This window comes from Streptomyces spiroverticillatus, assembly GCA_014650415.1.
Taxonomy (GTDB): Bacteria; Actinomycetota; Actinomycetes; order Streptomycetales; family Streptomycetaceae; genus Streptomyces; species Streptomyces spiroverticillatus.
This window is the reverse complement of sequence record BMUX01000002.1, coordinates 125,823-151,073: the sequence shown is the minus strand read 5'-3', so window position 1 is coordinate 151,073 and position 25,251 is coordinate 125,823. Positions and strand designations below refer to the sequence as shown.

The following is a 25,251-nucleotide window of genomic DNA, read 5'->3' as shown; positions in this document are numbered from 1 at the left end:
GGCAACAGACTTCTTGATCCAGAGAGAGAGCTACACGACAGCCATGGCTGAGGCTCAGAACATCCCGGTGGGTTCCACCACCGCCGGTTCCATCGCGGTGGCGGCGGAATCCACCACCGCCACCCGCATGAGCGCGCCGCCGTCCTTCGACGTGGCGGACTTCCCCGTGCCGCACGGCCGCGAGGAGGAGTGGCGGTTCACCCCGCTGGCCCGTCTGCGGGGTCTGCACGACGGCACCGCCGAGGCCGGCGGCGAGCTGACCGTCCAGGTCGAGGCCCCCGAGGGCGTCACCGTCGAGACGGTCGACCGCACCGACGCCCGCCTCGGCAAGGCCGGCACGCCCGTGGACCGCGTCGCGGCCCAGGCGTACAGCTCCTTCGAGAAGGCCTCGGTCGTCTCGGTGCCCAAGGAGACCGTGCTGACCGAGCCGATCCGCGTGTCGGTGCACGGCGGCGGCGGTACGGCCTACGGCCACCAGGTCTTCGAGCTCGGCGCGTTCGCCGAGGCTGTCGTGGTCATCGACCACACCGGTGACGGCGTGCTCGCCGCCAACGTCGACTACGTGCTCGGCGACGGCGCGAAGCTGACCGTCGTGTCCGTGCAGGACTGGGACGACAAGGCCGTCCACGTGGCGCAGCACAACGCGCTCGTCGGCCGCGACGCCTCGTTCAAGTCCGTCGTCGTCACCTTCGGCGGCGATGTCGTCCGCCTGCACCCGCGCGTCTCGTACGCCGGTCCCGGCGGCGAGGCCGAGCTGTTCGGCCTGTACTTCACGGACCAGGGCCAGCACCAGGAGCACCGCCTCCTGGTCGACCACAACGTCCCGAACTGCAAGTCCAACGTGGCCTACAAGGGCGCCCTCCAGGGCCAGGACGCGCACGCCGTGTGGATCGGCGACGTCCTGATCCAGGCCGCCGCCGAGGGCACCGACTCGTACGAGATGAACCGCAACCTGGTGCTCACCGACGGCGCACGCGTCGACTCGGTCCCCAACCTGGAGATCGAGACCGGCGAGATCGCCGGAGCGGGCCACGCCTCGGCGACCGGCCGCTTCGACGACGAGCAGCTCTTCTACCTCCAGTCCCGCGGCATCCCCGAGGACGAGGCCCGCCGGCTGGTCGTCCGCGGCTTCTTCGCCGAGCTGGTCCAGCAGATCGGCGTCACGGACGTCGAGGAGCGCCTGCTCGCGAAGATCGACGCGGAGCTGGAGGCTTCGGTCTGATGGCGTTCGTGAAGGTGGCGTCGCTGAGCGAGCTGGAGACCGACACCCCCAAGCGGGTCGAGGTCGACGGCACGCCGGTGTCGCTCGTCCAGACCGAGGGCGAAGTCTTCGCGATCAACGACATCTGCTCGCACGCGAACGTCTCGCTGTCCGAGGGCGAGGTGGAGGACTGTGCCATCGAGTGCTGGTTGCACGGCTCCAGCTTCGACCTCCGCACCGGCAAGCCGTCCGGTCTTCCCGCGACGCGCCCCGTCCCCGTATACCCCGTAAAGATCGAAGGGGACGATGTGCTCGTCTCCGTCACCCAGGAGTCCTGAGTACCCCATGGCAACGCTTGAAATCCGCGACCTGCACGTCTCCGTCGATGTCGAGAACGGCACCAAGGAGATCCTCAAGGGCGTCGACCTGACCGTGAAGCAGGGCGAGACCCACGCCATCATGGGCCCCAACGGCTCCGGCAAGTCCACCCTCGCGTACTCGATCGCGGGTCACCCCAAGTACACGATCACCAGCGGCACCGTCACCCTCGACGGCGAGGACGTCCTGGAGATGTCCGTCGACGAGCGTGCCCGCGCCGGCATGTTCCTCGCCATGCAGTACCCGGTCGAGGTCCCCGGCGTCTCGGTCTCCAACTTCCTGCGTACGTCGGCCACGGCGCTGCGCGGCGAGGCCCCCAAGCTGCGCACCTGGGTGAAGGAGGTCAAGTCCGCGATGGAGCAGCTCCAGATGGACCCGTCCTTCGCCGAGCGCAACGTCAACGAGGGCTTCTCGGGCGGTGAGAAGAAGCGTCACGAGATCCTCCAGATGGAGCTCATGAAGCCGAAGATCGCCATCCTCGACGAGACGGACTCCGGTCTGGACGTCGACGCCCTGCGCCAGGTCTCCGACGGCGTCAACCGCGTCCGCGAGACCGGTGAGGTCGGCACGCTGCTGATCACGCACTACACGCGCATCCTGCGCTACATCAAGCCGGACTTCGTGCACGTCTTCTCGGCGGGCAAGATCGTCGAGTCCGGTGGCCCGGAGCTCGCCGACCAGCTCGAGGCCGAGGGCTACGAGAAGTACACGAAGGGTGGCGCAGCCGCGTGACAAACCTGCCGGGCCTCCTCGACACGGACGCGATCCGCAAGGACTTCCCCCTGCTGGACCGCATCGTCCACGGGGACAAGAAGATCGTTTACCTGGACTCCGCTGCGACCTCGCAGAAGCCGCGCCAGGTGCTCGACGCGCTGAACGAGTACTACGAGCTGCACAACGCGAACGTGCACCGCGGTGTGTACACGGTCGCCGAGGAGGCCACGGCGCTGTACGAGGGCGCCCGCGACAAGGTCGCGGCCTTCATCAACGCGCCGAGCCGCGACGAGGTCATCTTCACGAAGAACGCCTCGGAGTCGCTCAACCTCGTGGCGAACATGCTCGGTTGGGCGGACGAGCCCTACCGGGTCGACCGCGAGACCGAGATCGTCATCACGGAGATGGAGCACCACTCCAACATCGTGCCGTGGCAGCTGCTCTCGCAGCGCACGGGCGCGAAGCTGAAGTGGTTCGGGCTGACCGACGACGGCCGCCTCGACCTCTCGAACATCGAAGAGATCATCACCGAGAAGACGAAGATCGTCTCCTTCACGCTGGTCTCCAACCTGCTGGGCACGATCAACCCGGTCGAGACGATCGTGCGCCGCGCGCAGCAGGTCGGCGCGCTGGTCTGCATCGACGCCTCGCAGGCCGCCCCGCACATGGTGCTCGACGTACAGGCCCTCCAGGCCGACTTCGTGGCCTTCACCGGTCACAAGATGGTCGGACCCACGGGCATCGGCGTGCTCTGGGGACGCCAGGAGCTCCTCGAGGACCTCCCGCCGTTCCTCGGCGGCGGCGAGATGATCGAGACCGTGTCGATGCACTCGTCGACGTACGCCCCGGCGCCGCACAAGTTCGAGGCGGGTACGCCCCCGATCGCGCAGGCCGTCGGCCTCGGTGCGGCCGTGGACTACCTCTCGGCGATCGGCATGGAGAACATCGCGCGCCACGAGCACGCGATCACCGAGTATGCGGTCAAGCGCCTCCTGGAGGTGCCCGACCTGCGGATCATCGGTCCGGCGACGGCGGAGGACCGCGGCGCCGCGCTCTCCTTCACCCTCGGCGACATCCACCCGCACGACGTGGGCCAGGTCCTGGACGAGGAAGGCATCGCGGTCCGCGTGGGACACCACTGCGCGCGCCCGGTCTGCCTGCGGTACGGAATTCCTGCCACCACGCGAGCGTCGTTCTATCTGTACTCCACGCCCGGCGAGGTCGACGCACTGGTCGACGGCCTGGAGCACGTACGGAACTTCTTCGGTTAAGGGCTGGGGATCGTGAAGCTGGATTCGATGTACCAGGAAGTCATCCTGGACCACTACAAGCACCCGCACGGGCGTGGCCTGCGCGACGGCGACGCCGAGGTGCACCACGTCAACCCCACCTGCGGCGACGAGATCACGCTGCGGGTGAAGTACGACGGGGAGCGCGTCGAGGACGTCTCCTACGAGGGGCAGGGCTGCTCCATCAGCCAGGCCAGCGCCTCGGTGCTGAACGACCTGCTGGTCGGCAAGGACCTCGAGACGGCCCGCAGGATCCAGGAGACCTTCCTGGAGCTGATGCAGTCCAAGGGCACCATCGAGCCCGACGACGCGATGGAGGAGGTCCTGGAGGACGCCGTCGCGTTCGCCGGGGTCTCGAAGTTCCCGGCCCGGGTCAAGTGCGCCCTGCTGAGCTGGATGGCATGGAAGGACGCGACCGCCCAGGCCCTGGGTGAGAGCGAGAAGAAGGAGAAGTCGGCATGAGCGAAGAGACCCTGACCACCAAGCCGGCCTCCGAAGAAGAGGTCCGCGAAGCCCTGTACGACGTGGTCGACCCCGAGCTGGGCATCGACGTCGTCAACCTGGGCCTCATCTACGGCATCCACGTCGACGACGCCAACATCGCGACCCTCGACATGACGCTCACCTCGGCGGCCTGCCCGCTGACCGACGTCATCGAGGACCAGGCCAAGTCGGCCACCGAGGGCATCGTCAACGAACTCAAGATCAACTGGGTCTGGATGCCGCCGTGGGGCCCGGACAAGATCACGGACGACGGCCGCGAGCAGCTGCGCGCGCTCGGCTTCAACGTCTGAGTTCCCGCCTGTACGTACGGCTGTGCCCCCGGTGCTCCTCGCAAGGAGCGCCGGGGGCACAGTCGTGTCTCAGTGCTGCGGGGGCGGCGGGCCGAAGGCCGCCTCGGCCAGGCTCGGGGCCAGGTTCTCCCGGCGGATGCGCTGGTCCACGTACAGCAGGCCGGTGGCGAGCTGGGGGAAGAAGATCACCACGATCTGGCTGACGAAGCTGCCCAGCAGGGTGATCAGCAGGTAGCCGCTCATGGACAGGATCACCTGCACCGCGGTCAGCTCCTCGCCGGCGTTCGGGGCGACGGCGGCCATGCTCGGGATCAGCGAGAAGATGCTCAGCACGCTGAACGGGATCTGGATCAGCCAGCTCGCCATCCACGCCATCACGTACACCAGCAGCGAGATCCCGAAGATCCGCCACCAGGAGCCCTTCACCAGCCGCGCCGAGCGGCGCAGCGCCTGCATCGGGCCCGCCGACTCGAAGACGGCGATCGCCGGGGCGAAGGCGAAGCTCACCCACAGCCACACGGCCACCGGCACGAACAGGAGCGCGCCCAGCACGCCGACCGCGGCCAGCCAGTTCGCCGCGCTGCCGCCGACGTCCTCGACGTACGCCAGCATCAGCGCGATGTACCCGGTCAGGAACAGGGCCATCAGTACGAGCAGGGACAGCGCCGGAATCAGCAGCGTCCCGGCGACCGCGGGGACCCGGCGCACCGCCCTGCGCCACACTCCGCGGAACGTGGTCGGACGGCCGAGGACCGCCTCCTGGAGGGCGACCGTCGAGGCCGCGTGCGACACCGCCGTGGCGAACAGCAGGCACACCGCGCCCAGCACCGCCACCAGCCCGAAGCTGACGGCCAGGGTCGTCACCTCGGACCCGACGGGGGAGTCGTTGCGGCCCGCGCGCTCCAGCGCGTGGAAGGTGTCCACGTGGCCCCAGAACGCCAGGGCAGCCGCACCGCCCACGAGCAGCAGGGCCGCCCCGTGCACCAGGGCGGCGATCCCGATCAGCGGCTTCCAGTGGCGGCCGAAGGCGGAGAAGGTGCCGCCCAGGACGTCGCTGACGGCGAGCGGTTGCAGCGGGATCACACCGGGCTTCGGCGGGGGCGGGGGAGGCGGGGCCCAGCCGCCGCCCCAGCCGGGGCCGGGAGGGGGGCCTTGGTGGGGGCCGCCGGGGTAGGTCACTGCGTGCTCCGTGTGCTCAGGGGGGCCAGAGGGGATGGAGGGGATGGAGGGTCACCGTACCGAGGTTCGTAGGATCTGCGGAATGGTGGACAGGGGCAGGGAACGGGCCGAGGACATTGCCGGGCTGCGGCAGAAGATCGCAGCGTACGGGCGGATCGCGCCGTACGCCGACGAGATCGTCGCGATGGCGGAGTACGGGATCGCACTGAAGCAGACGGAGGACGCCGTCTTCAGCCGGGTCGGCGGGGAGCCGGAACTGCCGGAGGAGGCCGGATGGCCGGACGGGTGGGGGCTGCGTTTCGTCGCGCAGTTCGACCTGGCGGAGCTGGCCGGGGCGGACGTGGCGGGGGCGCTGCCGGAGAAGGGGCTGCTGTACCTCTTCGTCCAGGACCCCGAGTACAGCGTGGCGGGCCACACGCCCTGCCAGGTGCTGTACTTCCCCGACGCGGAGACCGCACGGACCCGGGAGGTGCCGAGCCCGCCGGAGGAGCTGGAGGACGAGGACGACCGGGAGTTCGCCGAGGACGGGCCCTATCTGGAGGAGCCGTACCGCGTCGTCGCCGTCCGCGCGCTGACCTTGCCCGCACTGCTGGGGACGGCGCTGGCCGAGCGGGGGGTCCTGGAGGAGGAAGAGGAGGGGGAGGGGCCGCTCGACCTGACGCCGTCCGCGCAGGAGGAGATCGACGCCGAGGCGTACGACCTGACGACGGGCCCCGTCGACTGGTACGACATGCTCGGCCACCTCGACGAGCACGAGGAGGACGTACGGCTGAACTGCGCCGTCGACTTCCTCGGCGTGCCCGGCACGGACGGGCGGGAGGGCCGCGACGAGTCCCTGGTGGAAGGCGAGCAGGACCCGCGGACCGTCTTCGGGCAGTGGTGCGCCGTCCCCGGCAACCTTCAGGCGCTGCGCCGGGAGCGGGACGAGTGGGTGCCCCTCTTCGAGCTGGGCGACCAGCCGGGACTCGGCAGCCCCCTGTACTTCCTCGCCCGGCGCGCCGACCTGGCCGCAGGGGACTTCAGCCGGGTGTGGGCGCACAGCACGCAGTGGTGACGGGGCGCTTTCCGCTGCGCCGGTGGTGACGGGGAGCGTTCTGCTCCGCCGGTGGTGACGAGGAACGTTCTGCTGCGGGCCCTTTCGTCCTAGGTTGTGGCCCAACAGCCGTGCCGTCGAAGGGCGTTGCCATGACACCACCGTCTGCTGCCCCGGTCGTCTCCCTCTCCGCCGACCACCTCTCCGGCGCGGTCGGCGCCACCGCCGATCCGACCGTGCGGGTGCTCGTCTCGCAGGCCGGGGCGGAGCCCGCCGACCTGTCCGTCGTCGCCGTCGCCTCCTCCGACTCCCGGGTCGCGGGCGCCGGCGACGTCACCGTGCGCGGGCGCGGCGCCGAGCGGGAGGTGGCGGTACGGGCCCGGGGGCGCGGCCTGTGCGACCTGACCCTGCGCGTCACCGGGCTCGGCGGGCTGGACGCCACCGCCGTGCTGCACTACGCCGCGTCCGGTCCCGTACAGCACGCCGCCGACACCCGGTACTTCACCGGCGCGTGCGACTCCTCGGCGGCCGTCGACGTCGGCGGCGGCCATCTCGTACTCGCCGACGACGAGTCCAACACGCTGCGGCTGTACGCGCGCGGGGCGTCCGGCGGGCCGGTGCGCGGCTGGGACTTCGGGGAGCGGCTCGGGGCGCGCAAGGAGATCGACATCGAGGGCGTGGCCCGTGCGGGCGACACGGACGCCGTGTACTGGCTGGGGTCGATGTCCAACAGCAAGGAGGGGAAGCTCCGCCCGGACCGGTCGCTGCTGTTCCGCACACGGGTGCGGGGCGCGGGTGCGGGCACCGAGCTGCTGCTGGACGGCGCGTACCGGGGGCTGCGCGCCGACCTGATCGCCTGGGACCAGTCCCGGGGCGGTGAACTGGGCTTCGCGGCGGGCGCGGCCGAGGGGCGGGGGCCGAAGCGGATCGACGCGTTCAACGCGGAGGGCTTCGAGTTCGCACCGGGCAGCACGAGCATCGCGTACGTCGGCTTCCGGGCGCCGCTGGTCCCGGCGAAGGCGGGCGGCGCGGCCCTGCTCGTCCCCGTACTGAACGTGGACGCGCTGGTGGAAGAGCGGGAGGCGCGGGCCGATTTCGGGGAGCCCGTGCTGCTGGACCTGGACGGGCTGAGCGTGCGGGACCTGCGCCGCAACTCCTGCGACCAGTACCTGATCGTCGCCGGGTCCTGGGCCGCCGACGACAACTCCGACCCGTACGCCCTCTACACCTGGGACGGGCAGCCCGACCACGGGGCGGTCCGCGTGATGGACCTGCCGACGGGCGATCCGGGCGGCTGGGAGTGCGTCGTCGATGTGCCGGACCTCGAAGTGCCCGGCGCGCGCGTGCAGTTGATCGCGGACTGCGGCTCGGCGGACTGGTACGGGACCGGGGTGGCGGCCAAGGACCTGCCGCAGCCGGCGTGGCGGAAGGCGCGGGCGGTGACCTTCACGGTGACGGAGTAGCGGGCCTCCCGGGGTTTCGGGTCTGTGCGGCGGCCTCGTGCAGGGCCGGGGCCGCCAGCTCGAAGTAGCGCTGGAGGACGCGGAGTTCGTCGGGCGTGAAGGCGGCGAGGACCGCGCCGATGTGTTCGCGCACCGGGCCCAGCGAGTCCCGCACCTGCTGCGGGGCCAGCGGCACCGCCTCGACCCCGACCCGGCGGCGGTCGTCGGGGTCGGGGACCCGGCGGGCCCAGCCGTTGCGCACCAGGCGGTCGACCAGGCGGGTGGTCGCGCTCTGGGTGAGGCCGATACGGGCCGCGAGGGCGCCGGTGGTGAGGGGGCCGGAGCGCTCCAGCACGTCGAGGGCGTGGAAGTCGGTGGGGTTCTGGCCCAGGGCGTCGGCGGCGGCCTGCCCGCTGAGGGTCGTGGCGGTGAAGTACGGGCGGTAGGCGTCGCCCAGGGCGAGGAGCAGGGGATCGGGGGCGGTGCGGTCGGACACGGCTGCTCGCTTCCGTCGGGAGGGGGGCTTGGGGTCCGGTACGGGCAGACCCCTTGCCCATTGCTTGCACGCGTGCATATATTGCATGTGTGCAAGCAATCTTATCCCACGCCGCCGGGCGAACCCAAGGAGCAGCCGTGAACATCACGCAGCACACCACCGACGAGAACGCCGTCCGCGCCCTCTTCGAGCGCAACCGGCTCGCCTGGGCCGACACCGCCGCCTTCGGCGCGACCTTCACCGAGGACGCCGACTACGTCACCTTCTTCGGTGGCCGGATGCGCGGCCGGACCGCCATCGAGGAGGGCCACCGGGGTCTGTTCGAGGGTGTGTTGAAGGACTCCCGGCTCTTCGCCGAGATCGACTCCGTGACCTTCCCCGCCCCGGACGTCGCCCTCGTCCACTCGCGCGGCGCGGTCCTCAAGGGCAAGCAGGTCAAGCCCTCCGCGCGGGCGCTGTCCGTCCAGACGTACGTGCTGGTGCGGGATGCGGGCAGCGGCGGGGAGTGGCGGATCCGCGCCTTCCAGAACACTCGTAGCCGCCCGCGCGTCGAGGCGTTCAGCAACTGGCTGGCCGACCGCTTCGGGCCTGGACCGCGGTGAGTGCGGACCGTACGCCTTCCTCGACGTCCGTGGTCGCGGGGATCGTTTCGAGGATCGTCCGGTCCCGGGCCACCACCAGCGTCGTGCGCCGCAGCCGGGTGATGCCGCCCGCCTCGAAGAGCGGGAGGCCGAGTGCGCCCGCGAGGGCGAGGTCCGCGTCCGAGAGGAGCGGGAAGCGCAGCTGCTCCTTGGCGGAGAAGGCCCGCTGCTCATGGGGGAGTTGGGTGGAGATGCCGTGGACCGTGGCGCCCGCCGCCGTGAAGAGGGCAAGTTGGTCACGGTACGAACAGGACTGTCGCGTGCAGCCCTTCGCGCCCGGGAGGCCGGCCCAGCCGGGCGGGTAGGCGGCGGCGTCGGCGTACGCGCCGGGGAAGAAGTAGAGCACCGTGAACGGGGTGCGGTCGGCGACCGGGTCGCGGCGGGTGCCGTCGGACGCGGTGAGCAGCAGTTCCGGGAGGCGCTCCCCGCGCAGGGCGCGGACGTGCTCGGACTCGGTGGTGACTGGTTCCCGCACGGGACCCCTCGCTTCGGGCGTTAAGGCTTTGACCTTGCGGAAGTGAGGGTGCCATAGTCAGTTCCGAAAAGGAACGGACTATGGGGGGCGACATGCTGGAGACGTTCAAGGGCATACCGAGGGCCGTGTGGATGCTGGCGCTCGGCATCTTCTTCAACGCCGTCGTCGCCTTCACCTTCATCTACCTGTTCGTCTACCTGACGGACGAGCGCGGGCTCTCGGTCCCGCAGGCCGGTGTCCTCAGCGGGATCGGCGGGATCGGCCTGGTCGCGGGCAACTTCACCGGCGGCGGGTTCGGGGACCGGTTCGGGCACCGCAGGGCGCTGCTGTGCGCGGCGGTGCTCTCGGGCACCACGCTGGTGCTGCTGCCCCTCATCCCGGTCGTCGCGCTGTACGGGCTGCTGCCGCTGTGCAACTACGCGCAGGGCGCCGTCCGAGCCTGCAACTCGGCGCTGATCGCCGTCACCGTGCCGGACGCGGTGCGCAGGCAGGGGTTCGCCGTGATGCGGGCGGCGGGCAACGCCGGGTTCACCGTGGGGGCCCCGCTCGGGGCGCTGGTCGCCGGTTCGTTCTCGTACACGACGATCTTCGTCATGGACGGCGTCGGGACGCTGCTCTTCGCGCTGTACGCGGCCCGGGTGCTGCCCGCGCGCGGCCGGGCGCGGAAAGCAGCCCCGGCCCCGGCGGGGCACGGGGTGTGGCGGGAGCTGCGGGCGCGGCCCGCTGTCGTGGTGCTGCTCGTCGCGAGCTTCTTCGCGGACATCGTCTACCGGCAGCTCTTCTCCACCTTCCCGGTCTTCCTCGGCGACCACGGGCACGCCACCCAGGTGTACGGGTGGCTGTTCGCCGTCAACGGCGGGGTGATCCTGCTGCTGGAACTGCCCGCCGCCGCCGTCCTGCGCAAGCGCGCCCCGCTGATGATCGTCGGGGTGGGGCTGATGCTGGTCGGGCTCGGGTACGGGCTGCTGATGCTCGGGTCGGGGATCGCGGTCGCGGCGGCCATGATGCTGCTGCTCACCTTCGGGGAGATCCTCTACAAGACCCCGGCCAACGCGTACGTCGCCGACCAGGCGCCCGCGCACGCGCAGGGCACCTTCCAGAGCCTGTACGCCGGGGTGTCGGTGAGCGGGGTGGTGCTGGCGCCGCCGCTGGGCGGGGCGCTGTACGAGGCGGCGCCGGGGCTGCTGTGGCCGCTGTGCACCGGGGTGGCGGTGCTGGCGGGGGCGGCGGTGGTGGTGGCGGGGCGGACGAGGCCGCGCGCGGGGAAGCCCGCTTCCGTGGAGGGCGTGCTTCCGGAAGGCGGAATTTCCGCGGGCGGCACGCTTCCGGAGGGCGAGACCGGTTCGCCCGTGCGGGGCGCGGCCGGTTAGGTTTCCTGTCATGACCGATACGACTGCTACTCGCACCACCGGCGCCGTCGCCGCCGGACTCGCCACCGTCGCCGCCGACGGCACCGTCCTCGACACCTGGTTCCCCGCCCCCGAGCTCGTCGCCGAGCCCGGCCCGGCCGGTACCGAGCGCCTCACCGCCGAGCGCGCCGCCGAACTCCTCGGGGCCTCCGCCCCCAAGGCGCTGGGCCCCGACGCCCGGCGCGGCGTCGAGGTCGTGGCCGTCCGTACGGTCATCGCCTCCCTCGACGACAAGCCGCTGGACGCCCACGACGCGTACCTGCGCCTGCACCTGCTCTCGCACCGCCTCGTGCAGCCGCACGGCCAGAACCTGGACGGCCTCTTCGGGGTGCTCGCGAACGTGGCGTGGACCTCGCTGGGGCCGGTCGCGGTGGACTCCGTGGAGGAGGTCCGGCTGAACGCGCGCGCCGAGGGCCTGCACCTCCAGGTGACGTCCGTCGACAAGTTCCCGCGCATGACGGACTACGTAGCGCCGAAGGGCGTGCGGATCGCCGACGCGGACCGGGTGCGGCTCGGTGCGCACCTGGCGGCGGGCACCACTGTCATGCACGAGGGCTTCGTGAACTTCAACGCCGGCACGCTCGGGACGTCGATGGTCGAGGGGCGTATCTCGGCGGGTGTCGTGGTCGGGGACGGCTCCGACATCGGTGGCGGTGCGTCCACGATGGGCACGCTGTCCGGGGGCGGGAACGTCCGGATCACCATCGGTGAGCGCTGCCTGGTCGGTGCGGAGGCCGGGGTCGGGATCGCGCTGGGTGACGAGTGCGTCGTCGAGGCGGGGCTGTACGTCACCGCCGGGACGAGGGTCACGATGCCCGACGGGCAGATCGTGAAGGCCCGGGAGCTGTCGGGGGCGTCGAACATCCTGTTCCGGCGGAACTCGGTGTCCGGGGCGGTCGAGGCGCGGCCGAACAATGCGGTGTGGGGTGGGCTGAACGAGGTGCTGCACAGCCACAACTAGGCGTGGGCGGTACGGGGGCGGGGCCGGGCCACTTCGGGGGCTCGGCCCGTGGTGGGGGCGGGCCGGGGGATGCAGGGGTGGGCCCGGATCGGGCGGGCCGCCCCCTTGCCCGCCCGTCCCGCCCCCGGGGGGGCGGCCCCGCCGCCCAAGGGGGCTGGGGACGAGGGAGGAGACGGGCGGCCCCGCCGCCCAAGGGGGCAATGGGGGAGGGGAAGGGGGCGGCCCCGCCGCCCCAAGGGGTGTGGGGCTACTGGAGGCCGTAGCGGGCGAAGGGGGCGAGGAGTTCGCGTTCCTCGTAGGCGAAGTGCGAGAGCAGGGTGTCGCTCAGCAGGTCCAGCGCTTCGCGGAGCGGGGCGAAGTCCGCCGGATGAGTGACCAGGTGGATCAGTGCCCGGTCGATGTCCTCGATGAGCCCGTGGATCGCCAGGTGTTCCTGGTCGAGCCGCTCCACGACCGGTACCAGGTCCGGGTCGGTGGCCGCCAGGAACGGGAAGTTGACGGTCGTCTCCATCGTGTGGTGACCGGTCAGGGACAGGCACTGGCGCTGGCAGATGCCGCCCAGCGCCCAGTCGTTGGCCCGGATCGACATCCGGTTCAGGTCGTCGCGGGCGTCGCCGATCGACCGTACGCCCTCCTCCACCTGCCGCAGGCTCTCGCGCACCTGGCACATCTCCCTGCGGTACATGTCGTGCATGTCCTTGAAGTGCTGGGCGGCCGCGATCCCCTCCCGGCTGAAGGCCACGGATGCGTCCGGCTCCGGCAGGGTGGGCCGGGTCGGCTCGTCCAGCACCGTCCGGTCGCTGAGCCGCTCGGCGGGCGGTGCGGTCGGGGTCAGCCCGGTGCGCCTGGTCAGCCAGAACTCGTCCGTGTCGCTCATGGCCACATACAACCGGAAGGTGCCGGTTCACGCCGCTTTTGTACGGTACGGGGAGCGGGCGATTGCGCTCCGTGACCTTTGGGCCGTGCGGGTGGTTAAGCCGATCATGAATCAGCCGATCATGCGCACGGCCCTCGTCGCAGCCGCAGCCCTTGTCCTTCCGGTCCTCGCCGCCTCCGCCGCGCACGCCGACGAGACCCACGAGAACTCGCACAACGCCCCCCGGGTGTCCCTGCTGAACACCGGGCAGATCGACGACCCGCTGGAGGACGTGCTGGAGCACGCGGCCGTGCTGGGGCGGACGTACGTGGTGGAGGGTGCGGAGGCCCCCGATCAGTCCTGACGCGCCAGCTCCTCGTACGCGGCCAGCAGCCCGTCGACCACTTCGGTGGCGGCGGGCTGCAACGGTTCGCGGACCGGTCCCGCGGGCAGCCCCAGCGCGTTCAGCAGGGCCTTCACGGTGACCGTGCCGGGCAGCCCGGACGCCATCATCAGCTCGGCGAGGGGGAGCGTGCGGTGGTGCAGGCGGGTCGCCGCCGCCACGTCGCCGCGCGCGTACGCGTCCAGCGGGGCCCGCATCGCCTGCGGGGCGACGTTGGCGACCGTACTGATGAAGCCGGTGCCGCCGGCCGCGCGCAGCGGCAGGTTCAGCTCCTCGCAGCCCGAGTAGTACGCCAGGTCCGTGCGGGCCATGACCTTCGCGCTGCCCAGGAAGTCGTACGCGCAGTCCTTCACGCCCACGATGCGCGGGTGCTCGGCGAGCCGGAGCATCGTCCCGGGCTCGATGCGCACCCCGGTGCGGCCCGGGATGTCGTAGAGGACGACCGGGATGCCGACGCTGTCGGCGACCCGGCGGAAGTGGGCCTCCAGGGCGGCCTGCGGGGGCCGGCTGTAGTACGGGGAGACCACCAACAGGCCGTCCGCGCCGGCGAGTTCGGCCGCGCGGGCCAGCTCCACGGTGTGCGCGGTGTGCGCGCTGCCGACTCCGGCGAGCAGCGGGACGGCCCCGCCGACCGCTTCTCGTACCGCCTTCACGAGCGCCGTCTTCTCGGCGTCGCTCGTGGTCGGGGACTCCCCGGTGGTGCCGTTCAGCACCAGGCCGTCGCAGCCGCCGGTGGTCACCAGGTGGTCGGCGAGCTTCTGGGCGCCGGGCAGGTCGAGGGTGTCACCGGTGGGCGAGAAGGGCGTGATCATCGCGCAGAGAGCGCGGCCGAGGGCGGCGGGGGTCGTCATGGGTGCAGTCTCGGGCGTCCGCACTGTTCAGGTCCACTTAGAACTTCTCCGCTCGAAAGGTAAGCAGAAGTGGACTGTGGTTCCGGATCTGGCATGATCCCGGCAAGGCGGGGGACGCGCGCGCGACGAGTGGGACCAGGGGAGCGGTGGAGTGGATTTCCGTACGGGTGTGAAGGCGGGCGCGGCGGCGCTGCTCGGGGTGCTGGTGCTCAGCGGCTGCGACGGCTTCCTGGTCCCTTCCGGGGAGGGGGAGCAGCGGCCCACGCGGAGCGCCGCGACGCCCTCGCCCGCGGTCACCCCGGTGACCCCCGGCCGGCCGAGCGCGCCGCCGCAGGCCGTGACGCCGTCGGCGGGCGCGACGTACAGTCCGCCGGTGACGCGCGAGTGCTACGCCGGTGTGCGAGTGGAGCTGGGGGAGATCCAGGCGGCCCTGTCGCACCGGTCGGCCGCCGTCACCCTCACCAACTGCGGCAACGTGCCCTACAGTCTCTCCGGCCGCCCGGACGTCCGGGCGTACGCCGCCGACGGCCGTGTGCTCGACATCGAGGTGGACGTCCGCGAGGAGGGCAAGCGGGCGGACGCCGTGGTGATGCTGGAGCCGGGCGCGGTCGCGTACTCCCGGCTGGACTGGCGGCCGTACGACGGCGTCGAGAAGGCGCAGGCCCTGGAGCTGGCCGCCGGGCCCGGATTCCCGGCGCGCAGCTTCCCGCTGGAGGGGGACGTGCAGATGGTGGACGCCTTCGACGTGACCCCGTGGACGCTGTCCCCGCCGAAGTGAGCGGCGGCCGATCCGCTTGACCTCAAGCAGACTTGAGGTTCCAGGATGATCCCGAAGCCGCGCGGGGGAGCCTCGCCGGCGCACGGACGAGGGGATCGTCATGACCGCAGTCGCCGTCAACAGCCGCCCGGATGTGACCCGTTCGGGAGTCGGAGTCGTCAAGGTCAGTACCTGGGACGTGGGTTCGCCGGAGGCCCAGCGGGCCGCCGTCGACGCGATCGAGAAGGCGTGGACGTCGCGCGAGTGGCCCGAGCGGGGGCCGCTGTCGTACAGCGTGTACGTCGGCGAGGACGGCCGGACGCTGCTGCACTACAGCCAGTGGGCGGACGACGAGGCCCACCGGGCGTTCTTCAGGCAGGGCCGCGACGCGCGGAACGACGAGATCGACGCCGCCGTGCCGGGCGTACGGCGCCTCGGGCTGAACTCGTACGAGCTGTACCGCAGCAGCGTCACCGAGGGCGACGACCGCCTCCCGGGCAGCGTCGCCGTCGTCGAGGTGGACTTCGACGCGCCCGACCCGGTGCGGGCCAGGGAGTGGGTGGACACCGTCTTCGCCGCGCTCGGCGCCACGTCCGGCGAAGGCGGGCGGGACGGCGCTCTCTCCGCCCACTTCCATGTGGGCCTCGACGGCTCCCGGGCCCTCAACTTCGCCGAGTGGGCCGACGCCGCCTCGCACGCCGCGATGCTGGACGCGCCCGGCGAGACCCCCGAGGAGTGGCGGCGCGTCCAGGACTTCCCCGGACTGACGCACAGTCAAGTGCGCCGCTTCACCCCCGCGTTGAGCCTGAGTGCGGAGGTGTAGCGGCGCGGGCGGACCTACGGGCGGAAGCGCAGCACCTGCGGGTCGTGGTCGCTGTTCTGGTCGGCGAACTCCGCGTTGATGTGCACGCTGTCGTAGGCGAAGTCGTCGATCGCGGGGCTGGTCAGGATCTGGTCCAGGACCTGGGTGTTGCCCTGGAAGACGTACGAGTAGCGCTCCGGGCGGGGCAGGGACTTCACGGCGGCGCGCAGGGCCCCGCCGTCGGTGAGGGCCTTGGTCGTGGCGGAGAACTCGAAGTCGTTGATGTCGCCGAGGACCAGGACGTTCGCCCTGCGGTCCGCCTTCAGGACGTCCTTCACGAAGGTGTTCACCGTCTGGGCCTGCTGCAGGCGGCGGACCTCCGAGGAGCGGACCGGCGGCTGGTGGTGCGAGGTCAGGGCCTCGTCGCCGCCCTTGGAGCCGAAGTGGTTGGCGATCACGATGACGGGCTCGCCCCGGAAGCGGAACTCGGCGGCCAGGGGCTTGCGGCTGTCGGTCCAGGCGGCGTTCGCCGGGTCGATGCGGCCGGGGGAGAGGGTGAGCGCCGCGTCACGGCCCGAGCGGACGACGCCCGTGGCGGTCGTGGCGTCGCCGCCCGCGCGGTGGGTGAAGGAGACCCGGGCCGGGTTGTGGAGGAAGACCTGGCGGATGTTGCCGCCGGGCTCGCCGCCGTCCTTGTTGTTCTCCGGGTCGATCGAGGTCCAGGAGTACGCCGGGCCGCCCGCCGCGACGATCGCGTCCGTGAACTTCTTGACCGTGGCGGCGCTGCTCACCGTGCCGTCGTTCTTCGCGCCGTTGTCGTCCTGGATCTCCTCCAGGGCGACGATGTCGGGCGAGGCGAGGTTCTCGACGACCGCCTTGGCGAGGGCGTCGAACTTCTCCTGCGGGTCGGTCGGGTCGAGGTTCTCCACGTTGTACGTGGCCACGGCCAGCTCGTGCTTGCCCTGCTTGCGGGTCGTCTCGCGCTTCAGGCCGCGGCCTGTGACCTTGCCCAGGGACTGGGCGGTGAGCGTGTAGCCGCCGTACTGATTGAAGTCGAGCGGACCGGTCGCACCGCCGGACAGCACGTCGCCGACGTTCGCCTTCGGGAACGGCTGCTGGGCGAGCGGGGCCAGCTGCTGGATCTGTATGCGGCCGGTGTTCTGGTCGTTGTACGAGCCGTAGACCGTGCCGCCGCGCCGGTTGGCGTTCTCGTGCGGCTTGACCGTCACCCACAGCTCGGCGTGCGTGTCGGTCGCGCCGACGACGCGGGAGGTGCCGACGCGGACGTTCTGGCCCTCCAGGGACTCGTAGTAGTCCAGCGCGTAGCGGCGCGGGTTGAGGGTCAGGCCGTTGATGCTGCCGCCGGCCGCCGGGTCGCCGTCGGGGGCGTAGCGGGAGGGCACCGAGCGGGCGTCGATGAGGACCGGCGCCGGGACCGCGTTGCCGGAGGAGAGGACCGTCACCGTCGGCTTGGAGAGCTGGGTGAGGGACTGGTTGCCGGAGTTCAGGCCGCCCGGCACGTACTCGGTGACCGTGCCCGACACCTTCACCGCGTCGCCGACCGCCACGGTCGGGTTGGACGAGGTGAAGACGAAGACGCCCTCGCTGGTGGCGGCGTTGCCGTCGCCCTTCGGGTCCTGGAACCAGAAGCCCTTCGAACCGTACGTACGGACTCCGGTCACGATGCCCTCCACGTCGGCGACCTGCTTGCCGGCGAGCGGGGAGGTCCGGGTGGAGCCCTGGATGTCGTGGATGCGGACCGGGGCGGCGGCAGCGTCGTCGGCGGACGCCGACGCGGCACCCGTGAGGAGGCCCGCGGCGAGGGCCGTCGTGAGGAGGGTGGCGACCGCGGTGGTTCTCGGCAGGGAGCGGGAGGTCATCAGGGGACTCCGGAAGTGAGGGCTGCGCGCGGACGGCAGGGGCCCGCGCGGGAAAGGTTCTACGCGCGTCAATCTCTTTCCTGCGTACGGGTGTTGTCAAGGCTCTGCGGATGAGCCGCCGGTGCACAAAACCTGACGGGTACATGAACCCCATGTCATCGGTGCAAATACGTCTACGCTGGGGGCCGCTCCACCCGCTCCACCCCCTTTTGCCCCACGCGCGTCACCGCCTGCGTCACCGAGGAGAACCCCCAGATGTCCGAAGACCGCCCCACCCTGCCGCCGGTGCGGCTGCACTCGGACGCGGAGCTGGCGCGGGACGCGCTGGCCGCGCCGCTGTTCGCCCGCGCCGTCACGCTCGCCCGCTGGGCCTCGCCGGACACCCGGGTAGGCGCGGGCGGCGAGCTGGTGGAGGAGCAGCTCCCGGACGCGGCCGCCCTGTTGAAGCTGGGTCCGGCGGACGGGGTGGAGGACGACGAGGACGCCGCCGCGTACGCGAGCGAGGCCTGGCGCACGGCGGTGGACACCGGTCTCGTGGACATCACCGACCCGGAGGACCCCGAGGCGGAGGGTGCTTACGGTACGGCCGCGCCCGGCGAGGCTCTCGCGGTGATCGCCGGAGGCTCCCCGCAGGACGTGCTCGGGCTGTGGCTGGAGGCCTTCGAGACGGCCTTCGCCGACGCCACCGCCCCCGTCCTGGACGACCTCGGCGCGATCCTCGGCGAGGACGGCGAACTCGACTTCGAGGCGCTCGACTGGGACCCGCAGCAGGAAGCGGAGTTCCTGGAGGCCGTCCTCGGCAACCTCTATCTGCTCACCGTCTCCGAGGGCGGCCCCGAGGACGGCTGGGTGCCGCTGCCCGCGCTCGCCGCCTCGATGATCGTGCCCGACGACATGGGCGAGCCCACCGATGACGTACTGGAACAGGTCTCGGACGCGATGATGCGTCTGGACGACCAGTTCCGGGTGCTGGAGCCGGTGGGCCTGGTGGCGTACCGACCGGTGGACGAGGCGCTGATGGCCGAGGAGTCCGCGGACACGCCCGCCGCCGCCGCCGAGGAGCTGGACGAGGACGACGTCGCCCGGTACGGCATGGTGCGTCTGAACCCGCTCGGCCTGTACGGCGTACGGGCCCGGATGCTGGAGGCCGGGGTGGACGCCCCCGCCGTCGGCGACCTCGCCGACAAGGGTGCGGACGTACTCCTGGACTCCCTCGCGTACTACCCCGAGCAGGCCGGACGCGCCGAGCTGGAGCAGTGGCTGGCCCGGCGCGAACCGGCCGCCGCGGCCGAGGAGCTGCTGTCCGCCGCCCGGGGCGAGGACCCGGGCGCGCCGCTGCGCAGGCTGCGCTGCCAGGAGGGTCTGCTGCTGGTCGACGCCTCGGCGGAGCCGGCGGTGCGGGCCGTCCTGGACGACCGGGAACTGGGCGGGCTCGCCCGGGTGTGGCTCGCCGAGCGGGGCGCGGCGGACGTGCCGGTGCCGCCGGAGGAGATGGTGTTCTGGCTGGCCGTCGACACCATCGCCGCCCAGCTCGACGCGGACGGGGAGACCCCGGAGCTGGAGGAACTGGTGGTGGGCCTGGTGGGGCAGCACACCGGATTCCTCGACTCCGCCTGGCGGGTCGACCACCCGGCGACGGCGGCGGTGCTGGACGCGATGGGGCGGCTGCACCCCGAGAAGAAGATCGCCAAGGAGGCGAAGAAGGCGGCCTTCAAGGCCCGCTCGCGGACGGGCGCGTAGCCACGGCCGCGACGGCGGACGAGACCGCGGCCGAGGCTGCCGACTAGACGGCGGGCGACCCGACGCGGTCCTGCGGATGTCCTGAACTGCCCCCAGGTGCACAGCACTTGGGGGCAGTCCTGTGCCCGGGGCATGTGCCCATTGCCGCAGGCCGGGAGGGGAGCGGGCCGTTCCGGGTGGCCGGAAGAAAACGGCGCACGGGGGGCGCATCCTGACCGGTTCACGCTCCCTTGTGATGGGTATCGGTTCGATGCCGCAGGGTGTGGCGTACCTCCGAGGGCTGTGCGCCGGCCGAGAGGCAGTTTCCGATGACGATGGCCCCGGCCCATGGCCCCCCACCGTGGGACCGGTAGCGGAAGGGCTACGTCGTCCCTCCCCCTGCACGGCTGTTCGGCGCCCCGGGACTCATCGGAACCGGGCGCCCGTCCGCTGCTCGCCCCAGGGCGCTCCTGCGCGCGCGAGCGGCCCGGCGCGGCTTAGGCCGCGCATCCGTGTCGTCCACGGCCCCGAGAAGGATTCCTCCATGACGCCCGCCACCGCAGGCCCGGCCCTCATCGGCCGGGCGGGTTTCGATCCCGGCCAGGTGCCCACGTACTACACCCGCAAGACGTCCGACATCCTGCACAAGTACGGGCCGGGACCCCGTACCCACTTCCATGTCGGGATGTTCGGACCCGGCGAGCACCCGCAGACCACCGTGGCGCAGCGGGTCCTCAAACGTCGCATCCTGGCCGCCCAGGAGGCCGTGCTGGCACATGCCGCCGACCTGTGGGACGTGGCCGCCGCGCCGCCCGAGACACTCCTGGACGTCGGCTGCGGGCTCGGCGGCGGCTCGCTGTTCTGGGCGCAGGAGCACGGGGCCCACGTCACCGGCCTCACCGTCACCCCCGACCACATACCGGTGATAGAGGAATTCACCCGCAGGGCAGGCGCCCAGGGGCAGGTCACCGCCGTCCTGGGCGACGTCCACGACTGGGACCGGGAGCGCGCGTTCGACGCGGCGGTGGCGATCGAGAGCTCCGGCTACATGGACCGCGAGCGGCTCTTCTCGGTGATGGCGAAGACCTTGCGGCCGGGCGGCTGGTTCGGCATCCAGGAGCACTTCCTGTGCCGCCCGGAGTGGACGGACTTCGTCGACGGCTACTACCGCACCCGGCTCGGCACCCTCACCGAGTACATCGCGGCGGCCCGCGCGGCGGGCTTCGAACTGGAGCTGGACGAGGACATCACCGACCGGGTCGCCGAGTTCTGGGTGCAGTCGATGGCGTGGACGACGGCCGAGATCGAGGCCGTCGACCAGGGCCGGGGCTCGCCGATCGCCCGCGACCGCCTGGTCGAATCGGCCCTCACCCACGGCAAGTTCTACCGCGTCTGGCGCGACCACGCCCTGGAGACCCGCCTCCTCCTCTTCCGCCTGACCGGCGGCCCGACGCCGGCTCCGGCACCGGCCAAGGCCGCCCCGGAACACACCGGCGCCCCGGTCCCGGGCGACGACGCACCGGGCGCGGGGCGCGGCACGTCCCCCCGGGAAACGCCGGGCCACGGTGCACCGGTCCCGCGAGGGCAGGGGTCGGGCGGGCGGACGGGGGACGCGTCCAGCCGTACGGGGGGAGCGTCCAGCCGTACGGGCGATGCCTCCGGTTCGGCGGACCCGGGGGCGTCGGGGCGCGCCCCCGCCCCCCGCACCGGTGAGATCGTCTCGCAGCGGTTCGGGCGGACCGCCGCCGATGCCGCGCGGCGGGGGGCGGCCGGGCCGAGGTCCGCGCTCGGCGATGCGCTGCCGCCGTTCTACTGCCCGTTGCCCGACGCGGGGGTGCATCCCGATGCCGAAGCGCTCGGTGTGCACGCCCTCGCCTGGGCCGACCGGTACGACCTGTACCCCGACGCCACCGAGCGGGCCTGGGCGCAGGCCATCCACAACCCCGACTTCGTCTGCCGGGCCATCCCGCACGGCGACGCCGAGACCCTCCTGCTCTTCATGGAGTGGAACTACTGGGCGTGGGCCGTCGACGACTGGCAGGACTCCGGAAGCGCCGCCGGACGCACGGCAGTCGTCGTCGACCACGGCCAGCGCGTACTGCGCGCCCTGGAGGCCCCCGGCTCCGGGCTCCTCCCGCCCGGCGCGCTCTCCGCCGCCCTGGACGACCTCGTCACCCGTACCCGAGCCCGCTTCACGCCCACCCAGCTGCACCGGCTGACCACCGGCACCCGGGACTGGCTCGCCGGGGTCGCCGGGCAGACCGCCAACACCGAACGCGGCCGGATGCCCTCCCTCAACGACTACGTCGCCCACCGCGTCTCGGTCAACGGCACCCGCTTCTCGCTCGCCTTCAGTGAAGTGGCGAACGCGATACAGCTCCCGCCGGACATCCAATTCGCCGCCCCCGTGCAGGCGTTGACCGATGCCGCCGGATTCATCGTCTCCTGCGACAACGACCTCTTCTCGTACGCCATGGACGACCACCTCACCCCGCCCGCCCAGAACCTCGTCAACGTCCTCGCCCGCCAGCGCGGCCGCACCCCCCGCGAGGTGCTCCCCGAGGCGGTGGTCCTGCGGGACCGGGCGATGACGTACTTCGCCACCCGCGCCGACCGCCTGATCACCGGCCGCCGCCACCCCGAACTCCCGCGCTACGTCCAGGCGTTGGAGACGTACGTCGCCGGATGCATGCGGTGGATGAGCGACGCCCCCCGCTACGCCAGCCCCCGCAACCGGCACCCCGTGCCGGTCGAGGGCGCCTCGTACGGCATCACCGTCACCGACCGCCCCGCCCCCGGCGGCGAGCAGGACGGGCCGGTGCCCGGCGTGCCCGCGCTGGACTGGTGGTGGGAGCAGGAGTGAGACACGCGTACGGGCCCGGGGCGCGCGCCCCGGGCCCGTACAGAGAAATGACGTGACGTCAGATCTGGTACAGCGTGGTGTGGTTGAAGGACGACGACGCCCCGTCGAAGCCGTACGTGCCCCGGTAGGACGGCGGGTTCTGGTACTGGCCGACGATCGTGATGGTGTTGGCGCAGGAGCCCTGGCCGGCCCGCTTGGCGTCCAGCCGCAGCTGGTTGCCGATCGAGCCGCCCGTGATGTCCCACGGCGCCCCGCAGATCCCGGAGGTGATACGACCGCCGGTCACCGTGAACGGGTAGGTGTTCGGGTTGATGCGCAGTTCCATCTCGAACGTGGTCGCCCCGTTGTTGAGCTGGAGCTTCACGGGTACCGCGAGGGCCTCGGCCGTCACGTCCTGCAACGGGGCGAACGCCTCGTCACGGGTCTTGACCTCGGCGCCCTGCGCGTTCAGGTAGCGGTGCTCGCGGCGCTGCTCCGACTCGGCCTTGGACGACTTGCGTGAGTGGGTGGTCATGGTGGTGGACCTTCCTTCCGCCGTGGGGCAGGCCGTCAGGCCAGCTGCTCGGCGATCTCGACGCGCAGCAGGGCGCGCACGTGCTCGATGTGGTTGGCCACGGTGACGACCTGGGACCCGGCGAAGAGCAGACCGACGGCGACGTTGTCGAGCGAGGTGACCAGCGAACCGGAGTCGCCGCCCGCCGAGATGTTCGTCGTGAGGATCTGGTCCTTGAAGCGGGCGGTGCCCGCCGTGCCGTAGTTCACGTCGATGGTCGCGTCGGTCGCGATGACCCGGCCGAAGCTGATGTTCGTGGTGCGGCCGGTCTTCTTCACCCGGTCGCCGACCGCGATGTTGGTCCGCCGCCGCCAGGCCCTCGGCGCGCCGCTGAAGTACTGCTCGCGCGTCGCGTCCTGGAAGTCGACCGCCGCCAGCGCCGCGTCGACGATGTTGTTGTGCCGCTCCAGCGGGATCTGCGGGGCGAACTGGATGCTGATGAAGCGGTCCAGCGTGCCGATGGTGTCCGCGGGGGCCCGGCCGCCGTCGAAGAAGCCCGGCTGCACGATCGGGCTGCCCGAAGGCGCACGGTTGGAGTCGGCGAGCACGTGGTTGTTGCTGAGGATGTAGAACTTCGCGGGCGTGCCCATCCCCGCCACCGGCGGATCGGTGGTCGCGCCGGGCAGGAAGTCGTACACCACGCTGCCGAGCGTGCCGGCCGTCACCTGCACGTTGCCGACGGAGATGCCGGAGGGAGCCGGACGCATCCGGCGCTTGAGGAGCTGCGGCTCGAACGAGCCGAGCCCGGAGGCCTCTTCGAGCATCGGCTGGGACAGCATGCCCGACTGCTCGCTGACGCTGCCGTCCGAGCGGTACTGGTCCTGCTCGTGCGCGCTCTTGCGCTGCGGGCCGCGCTGCTGGAAGCGCTGCGCGGAGATGTGGCCGACCGCCACCACGTCGGTGGGGGTGCCGTCGTCCATCCTGCGCGGAATGACGTCGCGCTCGGGGAGCATCGACTCGGGAACCTTCTGGTTCACGAGGACGAGCACCGCGGGCTCGCCCGTCGGCTCGCCGTTGGTCCACTTCACGCCGTGGCCGAAGCCGACGACATTGGCGAGCGGAGACTGCGGACGCAGGAAGTCCGACAGCGCCTGCTGGCGCGAACTGTCGCTGATCTGCCCGCCGGTGGGTCCTCGCATCATCTCGGGCTGGCTCACGCCAGACCACCTCTTCCCCGGTGAGTGTGTGGGGTGCGTGTGTCGTACGGAGTGGTGCCTGTGTCGTACGGAGAGCGGAGTGATTCCTGTGGCGTACGGGTGCGCGCAAGGGCGCGGAGCGGTACGCGTACGGATACGGGTCCGGGGAGCGCGCAGGGGTCCGGCGCCAGACCTCTGGTCAGAACTCCTCGGAGTCGTCCTGGGCCTCGACATCGCCGATGGCGACGACGCGCACGGGCACGCCTTCGAGTTCCCCGGGCACCACGTCGGTGGAACGGAGCCCGTCGCGGGACACGATCCGCGTCACGAAGACGACGATCACGTCCTCGCCCGTGTACTCGTCCCGCCCGGTGCTGACTCCGGTCACATTGGCCAGCTGGAGCAGCCGGCTCTCATGGAGGTCACGGGCCTGCCTGGCATCCACATGGCTCGCCCCCTCGCGGTCGCTGTCACCGCCGGGGCTTTCCCCCGACCCCGGCCGGTACGGCATGTCTATTGCCGCCCGCACCGGGGGTCAAGGCATTCCGCATGAAATCTTGGGAAGAGAGGTGATCTGCGTGAGTCGACCTTGTTTCTGCCGGTACAGACCTCAAGTCCGCAGGTACGAAGCCCCATTGAGGTCCAGCACGGTTCCCGAGGCCCACTCGGCGGCGGGCGAGGCGAGCCACAGCACGCCCTCCGCGATCTCCTCCGGTTGCCCCGCCCGCCCGAACGGGCTCTGCGCCCGGATCGCCTCGCCCTCCGCCCCCGACAGCCGGTGCGCCACGCGCTCGGTCGCGAAGAACCCGGGGGCCACGGACGCCACCGCGATGCCGTGCGGGGCCAGGTGCACGGCCAGCGACTGCCCCAGCGCGTGCACCGCCGCCTTCGTCGCGCCGTACGCCGGGTGGTCGGGCTCGCCCCGGAACGCGCCCCGCGAGCCGACGTTGACGATGCGCCCGCCGCCGCCCTGGGCGATCATGCGCTGCGCGGCGAGGTGGCTGAGGTTCGCCGTCGCGAGCAGGTTGACGGAAACGTGCTGTTGCCACGCCGCCGCCCAGTCCTCGTACGGGGTGGAGTCGAGCGGGTGCGGGGTGTTCACCGCCGCGTTGTTGACCAGTACGTCAATCCCGCCGAGCCCCTCGGCCGCCGCGTCGGCGACCGCCTTGGCGCCCTCCGGGGTGGTCAGGTCGCCCCCGGTCAGCACGTGCCCGCTGCTGTTGAGCGAGGCCAGGGTCTCCTCGGCCTCCTCGCGCCGCGCGCCGAAGTGCACGGCGACCAGGTCGCCGTTGGCGGCGAACGCCCGGGCGAGGGCGCGCCCGAGACCGCGGGACGCGCCGCTGACCAGGACGCGGCGGCCGGTGGAGGGGAAAGGAGCGGTGGGCATGGGGGGCCTTTCGGTGGGGCGGCTGTCCGTAC

The 25,251-nt window shown here is 71.8% G+C and carries 25 protein-coding genes and 1 pseudogene; 16 read left to right on the top strand and 10 right to left on the bottom strand.

The window, feature by feature from the left end:
* Positions 1-43: 43 nt before the first annotated feature.
* From sufD to IE269_RS05055, 6 genes are read left to right on the top strand one after another with little or no spacing between them, the layout of a single operon-like run.
* Positions 44-1,222, top strand: coding sequence for a Fe-S cluster assembly protein SufD (sufD, locus tag IE269_RS05080; protein ID WP_189821527.1), 1,179 nt, complete (start codon positions 44-46; stop codon positions 1,220-1,222).
* Positions 1,222-1,539 carry a non-heme iron oxygenase ferredoxin subunit gene (locus tag IE269_RS05075; protein WP_189821526.1) on the top strand — a complete coding sequence of 106 codons (318 nt, stop codon included), beginning with the start codon at positions 1,222-1,224 and terminating at the stop codon, positions 1,537-1,539. The genes sufD and IE269_RS05075 overlap by 1 nt, the downstream gene beginning before the upstream one ends.
* Before the next feature lie 7 nt (positions 1,540-1,546).
* On the top strand, positions 1,547-2,311 hold the full coding sequence (sufC, locus tag IE269_RS05070; RefSeq protein WP_189821525.1) for a Fe-S cluster assembly ATPase SufC: 765 nt from the start codon (positions 1,547-1,549) through the stop codon (positions 2,309-2,311).
* Positions 2,308-3,564, top strand: coding sequence for a cysteine desulfurase (locus tag IE269_RS05065; protein ID WP_189821524.1), 1,257 nt, complete (start codon positions 2,308-2,310; stop codon positions 3,562-3,564). The genes sufC and IE269_RS05065 overlap by 4 nt, the downstream gene beginning before the upstream one ends.
* A gap of 12 nt (positions 3,565-3,576) precedes the next feature.
* Positions 3,577-4,044, top strand: coding sequence for a Fe-S cluster assembly sulfur transfer protein SufU (sufU, locus tag IE269_RS05060; RefSeq protein WP_189821523.1), 468 nt, complete (start codon positions 3,577-3,579; stop codon positions 4,042-4,044).
* The gene (locus tag IE269_RS05055; protein WP_189821522.1) at positions 4,041-4,376 is read left to right on the top strand and encodes a metal-sulfur cluster assembly factor; all 336 of its coding nucleotides are present in this window, start codon (positions 4,041-4,043) and stop codon (positions 4,374-4,376) included. The genes sufU and IE269_RS05055 overlap by 4 nt, the downstream gene beginning before the upstream one ends.
* A gap of 69 nt (positions 4,377-4,445) precedes the next feature.
* Here IE269_RS05055 and IE269_RS05050 read toward each other — a convergent pair whose 3' ends face one another.
* Complete coding sequence (locus IE269_RS05050) at positions 4,446-5,459, bottom strand: DUF7847 domain-containing protein (protein WP_189821521.1); 1,014 nt, start codon at positions 5,457-5,459, stop codon at positions 4,446-4,448.
* Between the two features lie 178 nt (positions 5,460-5,637).
* On the opposite strand from IE269_RS05050, the gene IE269_RS05045 reads away from it, so the two are divergent.
* Both IE269_RS05045 and IE269_RS05040 read left to right on the top strand, forming a co-directional pair.
* A complete protein-coding gene (locus IE269_RS05045; protein WP_189821520.1) occupies positions 5,638-6,609 on the top strand; it encodes a DUF1963 domain-containing protein in 972 nt (323 codons plus the stop codon).
* A gap of 131 nt (positions 6,610-6,740) precedes the next feature.
* The gene (locus IE269_RS05040) at positions 6,741-8,051 is read left to right on the top strand and encodes a hypothetical protein (RefSeq protein WP_189821519.1); all 1,311 of its coding nucleotides are present in this window, start codon (positions 6,741-6,743) and stop codon (positions 8,049-8,051) included.
* On the opposite strand, the gene IE269_RS05035 is transcribed toward IE269_RS05040, so the two are convergent.
* A complete protein-coding gene (locus IE269_RS05035; protein ID WP_229897852.1) occupies positions 8,035-8,526 on the bottom strand; it encodes a MarR family winged helix-turn-helix transcriptional regulator in 492 nt (163 codons plus the stop codon). The genes IE269_RS05040 and IE269_RS05035 overlap by 17 nt on opposite strands.
* A gap of 137 nt (positions 8,527-8,663) precedes the next feature.
* On the opposite strand from IE269_RS05035, the gene IE269_RS05030 reads away from it, so the two are divergent.
* Complete coding sequence (locus tag IE269_RS05030; protein ID WP_229897854.1) at positions 8,664-9,128, top strand: SgcJ/EcaC family oxidoreductase; 465 nt, start codon at positions 8,664-8,666, stop codon at positions 9,126-9,128.
* On the opposite strand, the pseudogene IE269_RS05025 reads toward IE269_RS05030, so the two are convergent.
* A pseudogene (locus IE269_RS05025) lies at positions 9,085-9,621 on the bottom strand (peroxiredoxin); the annotation flags it as partial. The gene IE269_RS05030 and the pseudogene IE269_RS05025 overlap by 44 nt on opposite strands.
* A gap of 116 nt (positions 9,622-9,737) precedes the next feature.
* On the opposite strand from IE269_RS05025, the gene IE269_RS05020 reads away from it, so the two are divergent.
* The gene (locus IE269_RS05020) at positions 9,738-11,012 is read left to right on the top strand and encodes an MFS transporter (RefSeq protein WP_189822044.1); all 1,275 of its coding nucleotides are present in this window, start codon (positions 9,738-9,740) and stop codon (positions 11,010-11,012) included.
* Between the two features lie 10 nt (positions 11,013-11,022).
* Entirely contained in the window at positions 11,023-12,012 is a 990-nt protein-coding gene (gene dapD, locus IE269_RS05015; RefSeq protein ID WP_189821517.1) for a 2,3,4,5-tetrahydropyridine-2,6-dicarboxylate N-succinyltransferase, read from the top strand.
* 247 nt (positions 12,013-12,259) lie between these two features.
* Here the strand turns inward: dapD and IE269_RS05010 are convergent, their stop codons facing one another.
* Entirely contained in the window at positions 12,260-12,889 is a 630-nt protein-coding gene (locus IE269_RS05010) for a hemerythrin domain-containing protein (protein WP_189821516.1), read from the bottom strand.
* 106 nt (positions 12,890-12,995) lie between these two features.
* Between IE269_RS05010 and IE269_RS05005 the strand changes: the two genes are divergently transcribed.
* Positions 12,996-13,232: a hypothetical protein gene (locus IE269_RS05005; RefSeq protein ID WP_438817574.1), complete on the top strand. Its 237-nt coding sequence runs from the start codon at positions 12,996-12,998 to the stop codon at positions 13,230-13,232.
* On the opposite strand, the gene dapA is transcribed toward IE269_RS05005, so the two are convergent.
* Positions 13,223-14,122: a 4-hydroxy-tetrahydrodipicolinate synthase gene (gene dapA / locus IE269_RS05000; protein WP_189821515.1), complete on the bottom strand. Its 900-nt coding sequence runs from the start codon at positions 14,120-14,122 to the stop codon at positions 13,223-13,225. The two genes, IE269_RS05005 and dapA, sit on opposite strands and share 10 nt — an antisense overlap.
* Before the next feature lie 151 nt (positions 14,123-14,273).
* Here dapA and IE269_RS04995 point away from each other — a divergent pair, with 151 nt between their 5' ends.
* Complete coding sequence (locus tag IE269_RS04995; protein WP_189821514.1) at positions 14,274-14,900, top strand: DUF4232 domain-containing protein; 627 nt, start codon at positions 14,274-14,276, stop codon at positions 14,898-14,900.
* A 100-nt stretch (positions 14,901-15,000) separates the two neighbouring features.
* Positions 15,001-15,702 (top strand): antibiotic biosynthesis monooxygenase, encoded by a 702-nt coding sequence (locus tag IE269_RS04990; RefSeq protein WP_189821513.1) that lies wholly within the window; start codon positions 15,001-15,003, stop codon positions 15,700-15,702.
* A 14-nt stretch (positions 15,703-15,716) separates the two neighbouring features.
* Here the strand turns inward: IE269_RS04990 and IE269_RS04985 are convergent, their stop codons facing one another.
* Positions 15,717-17,561 carry an endonuclease/exonuclease/phosphatase family protein gene (locus IE269_RS04985; protein WP_189821512.1) on the bottom strand — a complete coding sequence of 615 codons (1,845 nt, stop codon included), beginning with the start codon at positions 17,559-17,561 and terminating at the stop codon, positions 15,717-15,719.
* A 255-nt stretch (positions 17,562-17,816) separates the two neighbouring features.
* On the opposite strand from IE269_RS04985, the gene IE269_RS04980 reads away from it, so the two are divergent.
* Both IE269_RS04980 and IE269_RS42975 read left to right on the top strand, forming a co-directional pair.
* Positions 17,817-19,301 carry a hypothetical protein gene (locus tag IE269_RS04980; protein WP_189821511.1) on the top strand — a complete coding sequence of 495 codons (1,485 nt, stop codon included), beginning with the start codon at positions 17,817-17,819 and terminating at the stop codon, positions 19,299-19,301.
* A gap of 523 nt (positions 19,302-19,824) precedes the next feature.
* The gene (locus tag IE269_RS42975; protein WP_229897856.1) at positions 19,825-22,143 is read left to right on the top strand and encodes a terpene synthase family protein; all 2,319 of its coding nucleotides are present in this window, start codon (positions 19,825-19,827) and stop codon (positions 22,141-22,143) included.
* Positions 22,144-22,201: 58 nt separating this feature from the next.
* Here the strand turns inward: IE269_RS42975 and IE269_RS04965 are convergent, their stop codons facing one another.
* From IE269_RS04965 to IE269_RS04950, 4 genes are all read right to left on the bottom strand, one after another.
* Positions 22,202-22,657: a hypothetical protein gene (locus tag IE269_RS04965; protein WP_189821510.1), complete on the bottom strand. Its 456-nt coding sequence runs from the start codon at positions 22,655-22,657 to the stop codon at positions 22,202-22,204.
* Between the two features lie 35 nt (positions 22,658-22,692).
* Complete coding sequence (locus tag IE269_RS04960) at positions 22,693-23,853, bottom strand: chymotrypsin family serine protease (RefSeq protein ID WP_229897859.1); 1,161 nt, start codon at positions 23,851-23,853, stop codon at positions 22,693-22,695.
* A 178-nt stretch (positions 23,854-24,031) separates the two neighbouring features.
* Positions 24,032-24,277 carry a hypothetical protein gene (locus IE269_RS04955; protein WP_189821509.1) on the bottom strand — a complete coding sequence of 82 codons (246 nt, stop codon included), beginning with the start codon at positions 24,275-24,277 and terminating at the stop codon, positions 24,032-24,034.
* A gap of 165 nt (positions 24,278-24,442) precedes the next feature.
* Positions 24,443-25,219, bottom strand: coding sequence for an SDR family NAD(P)-dependent oxidoreductase (locus IE269_RS04950; RefSeq protein WP_189821508.1), 777 nt, complete (start codon positions 25,217-25,219; stop codon positions 24,443-24,445).
* Positions 25,220-25,251: the final 32 nt, after the last annotated feature.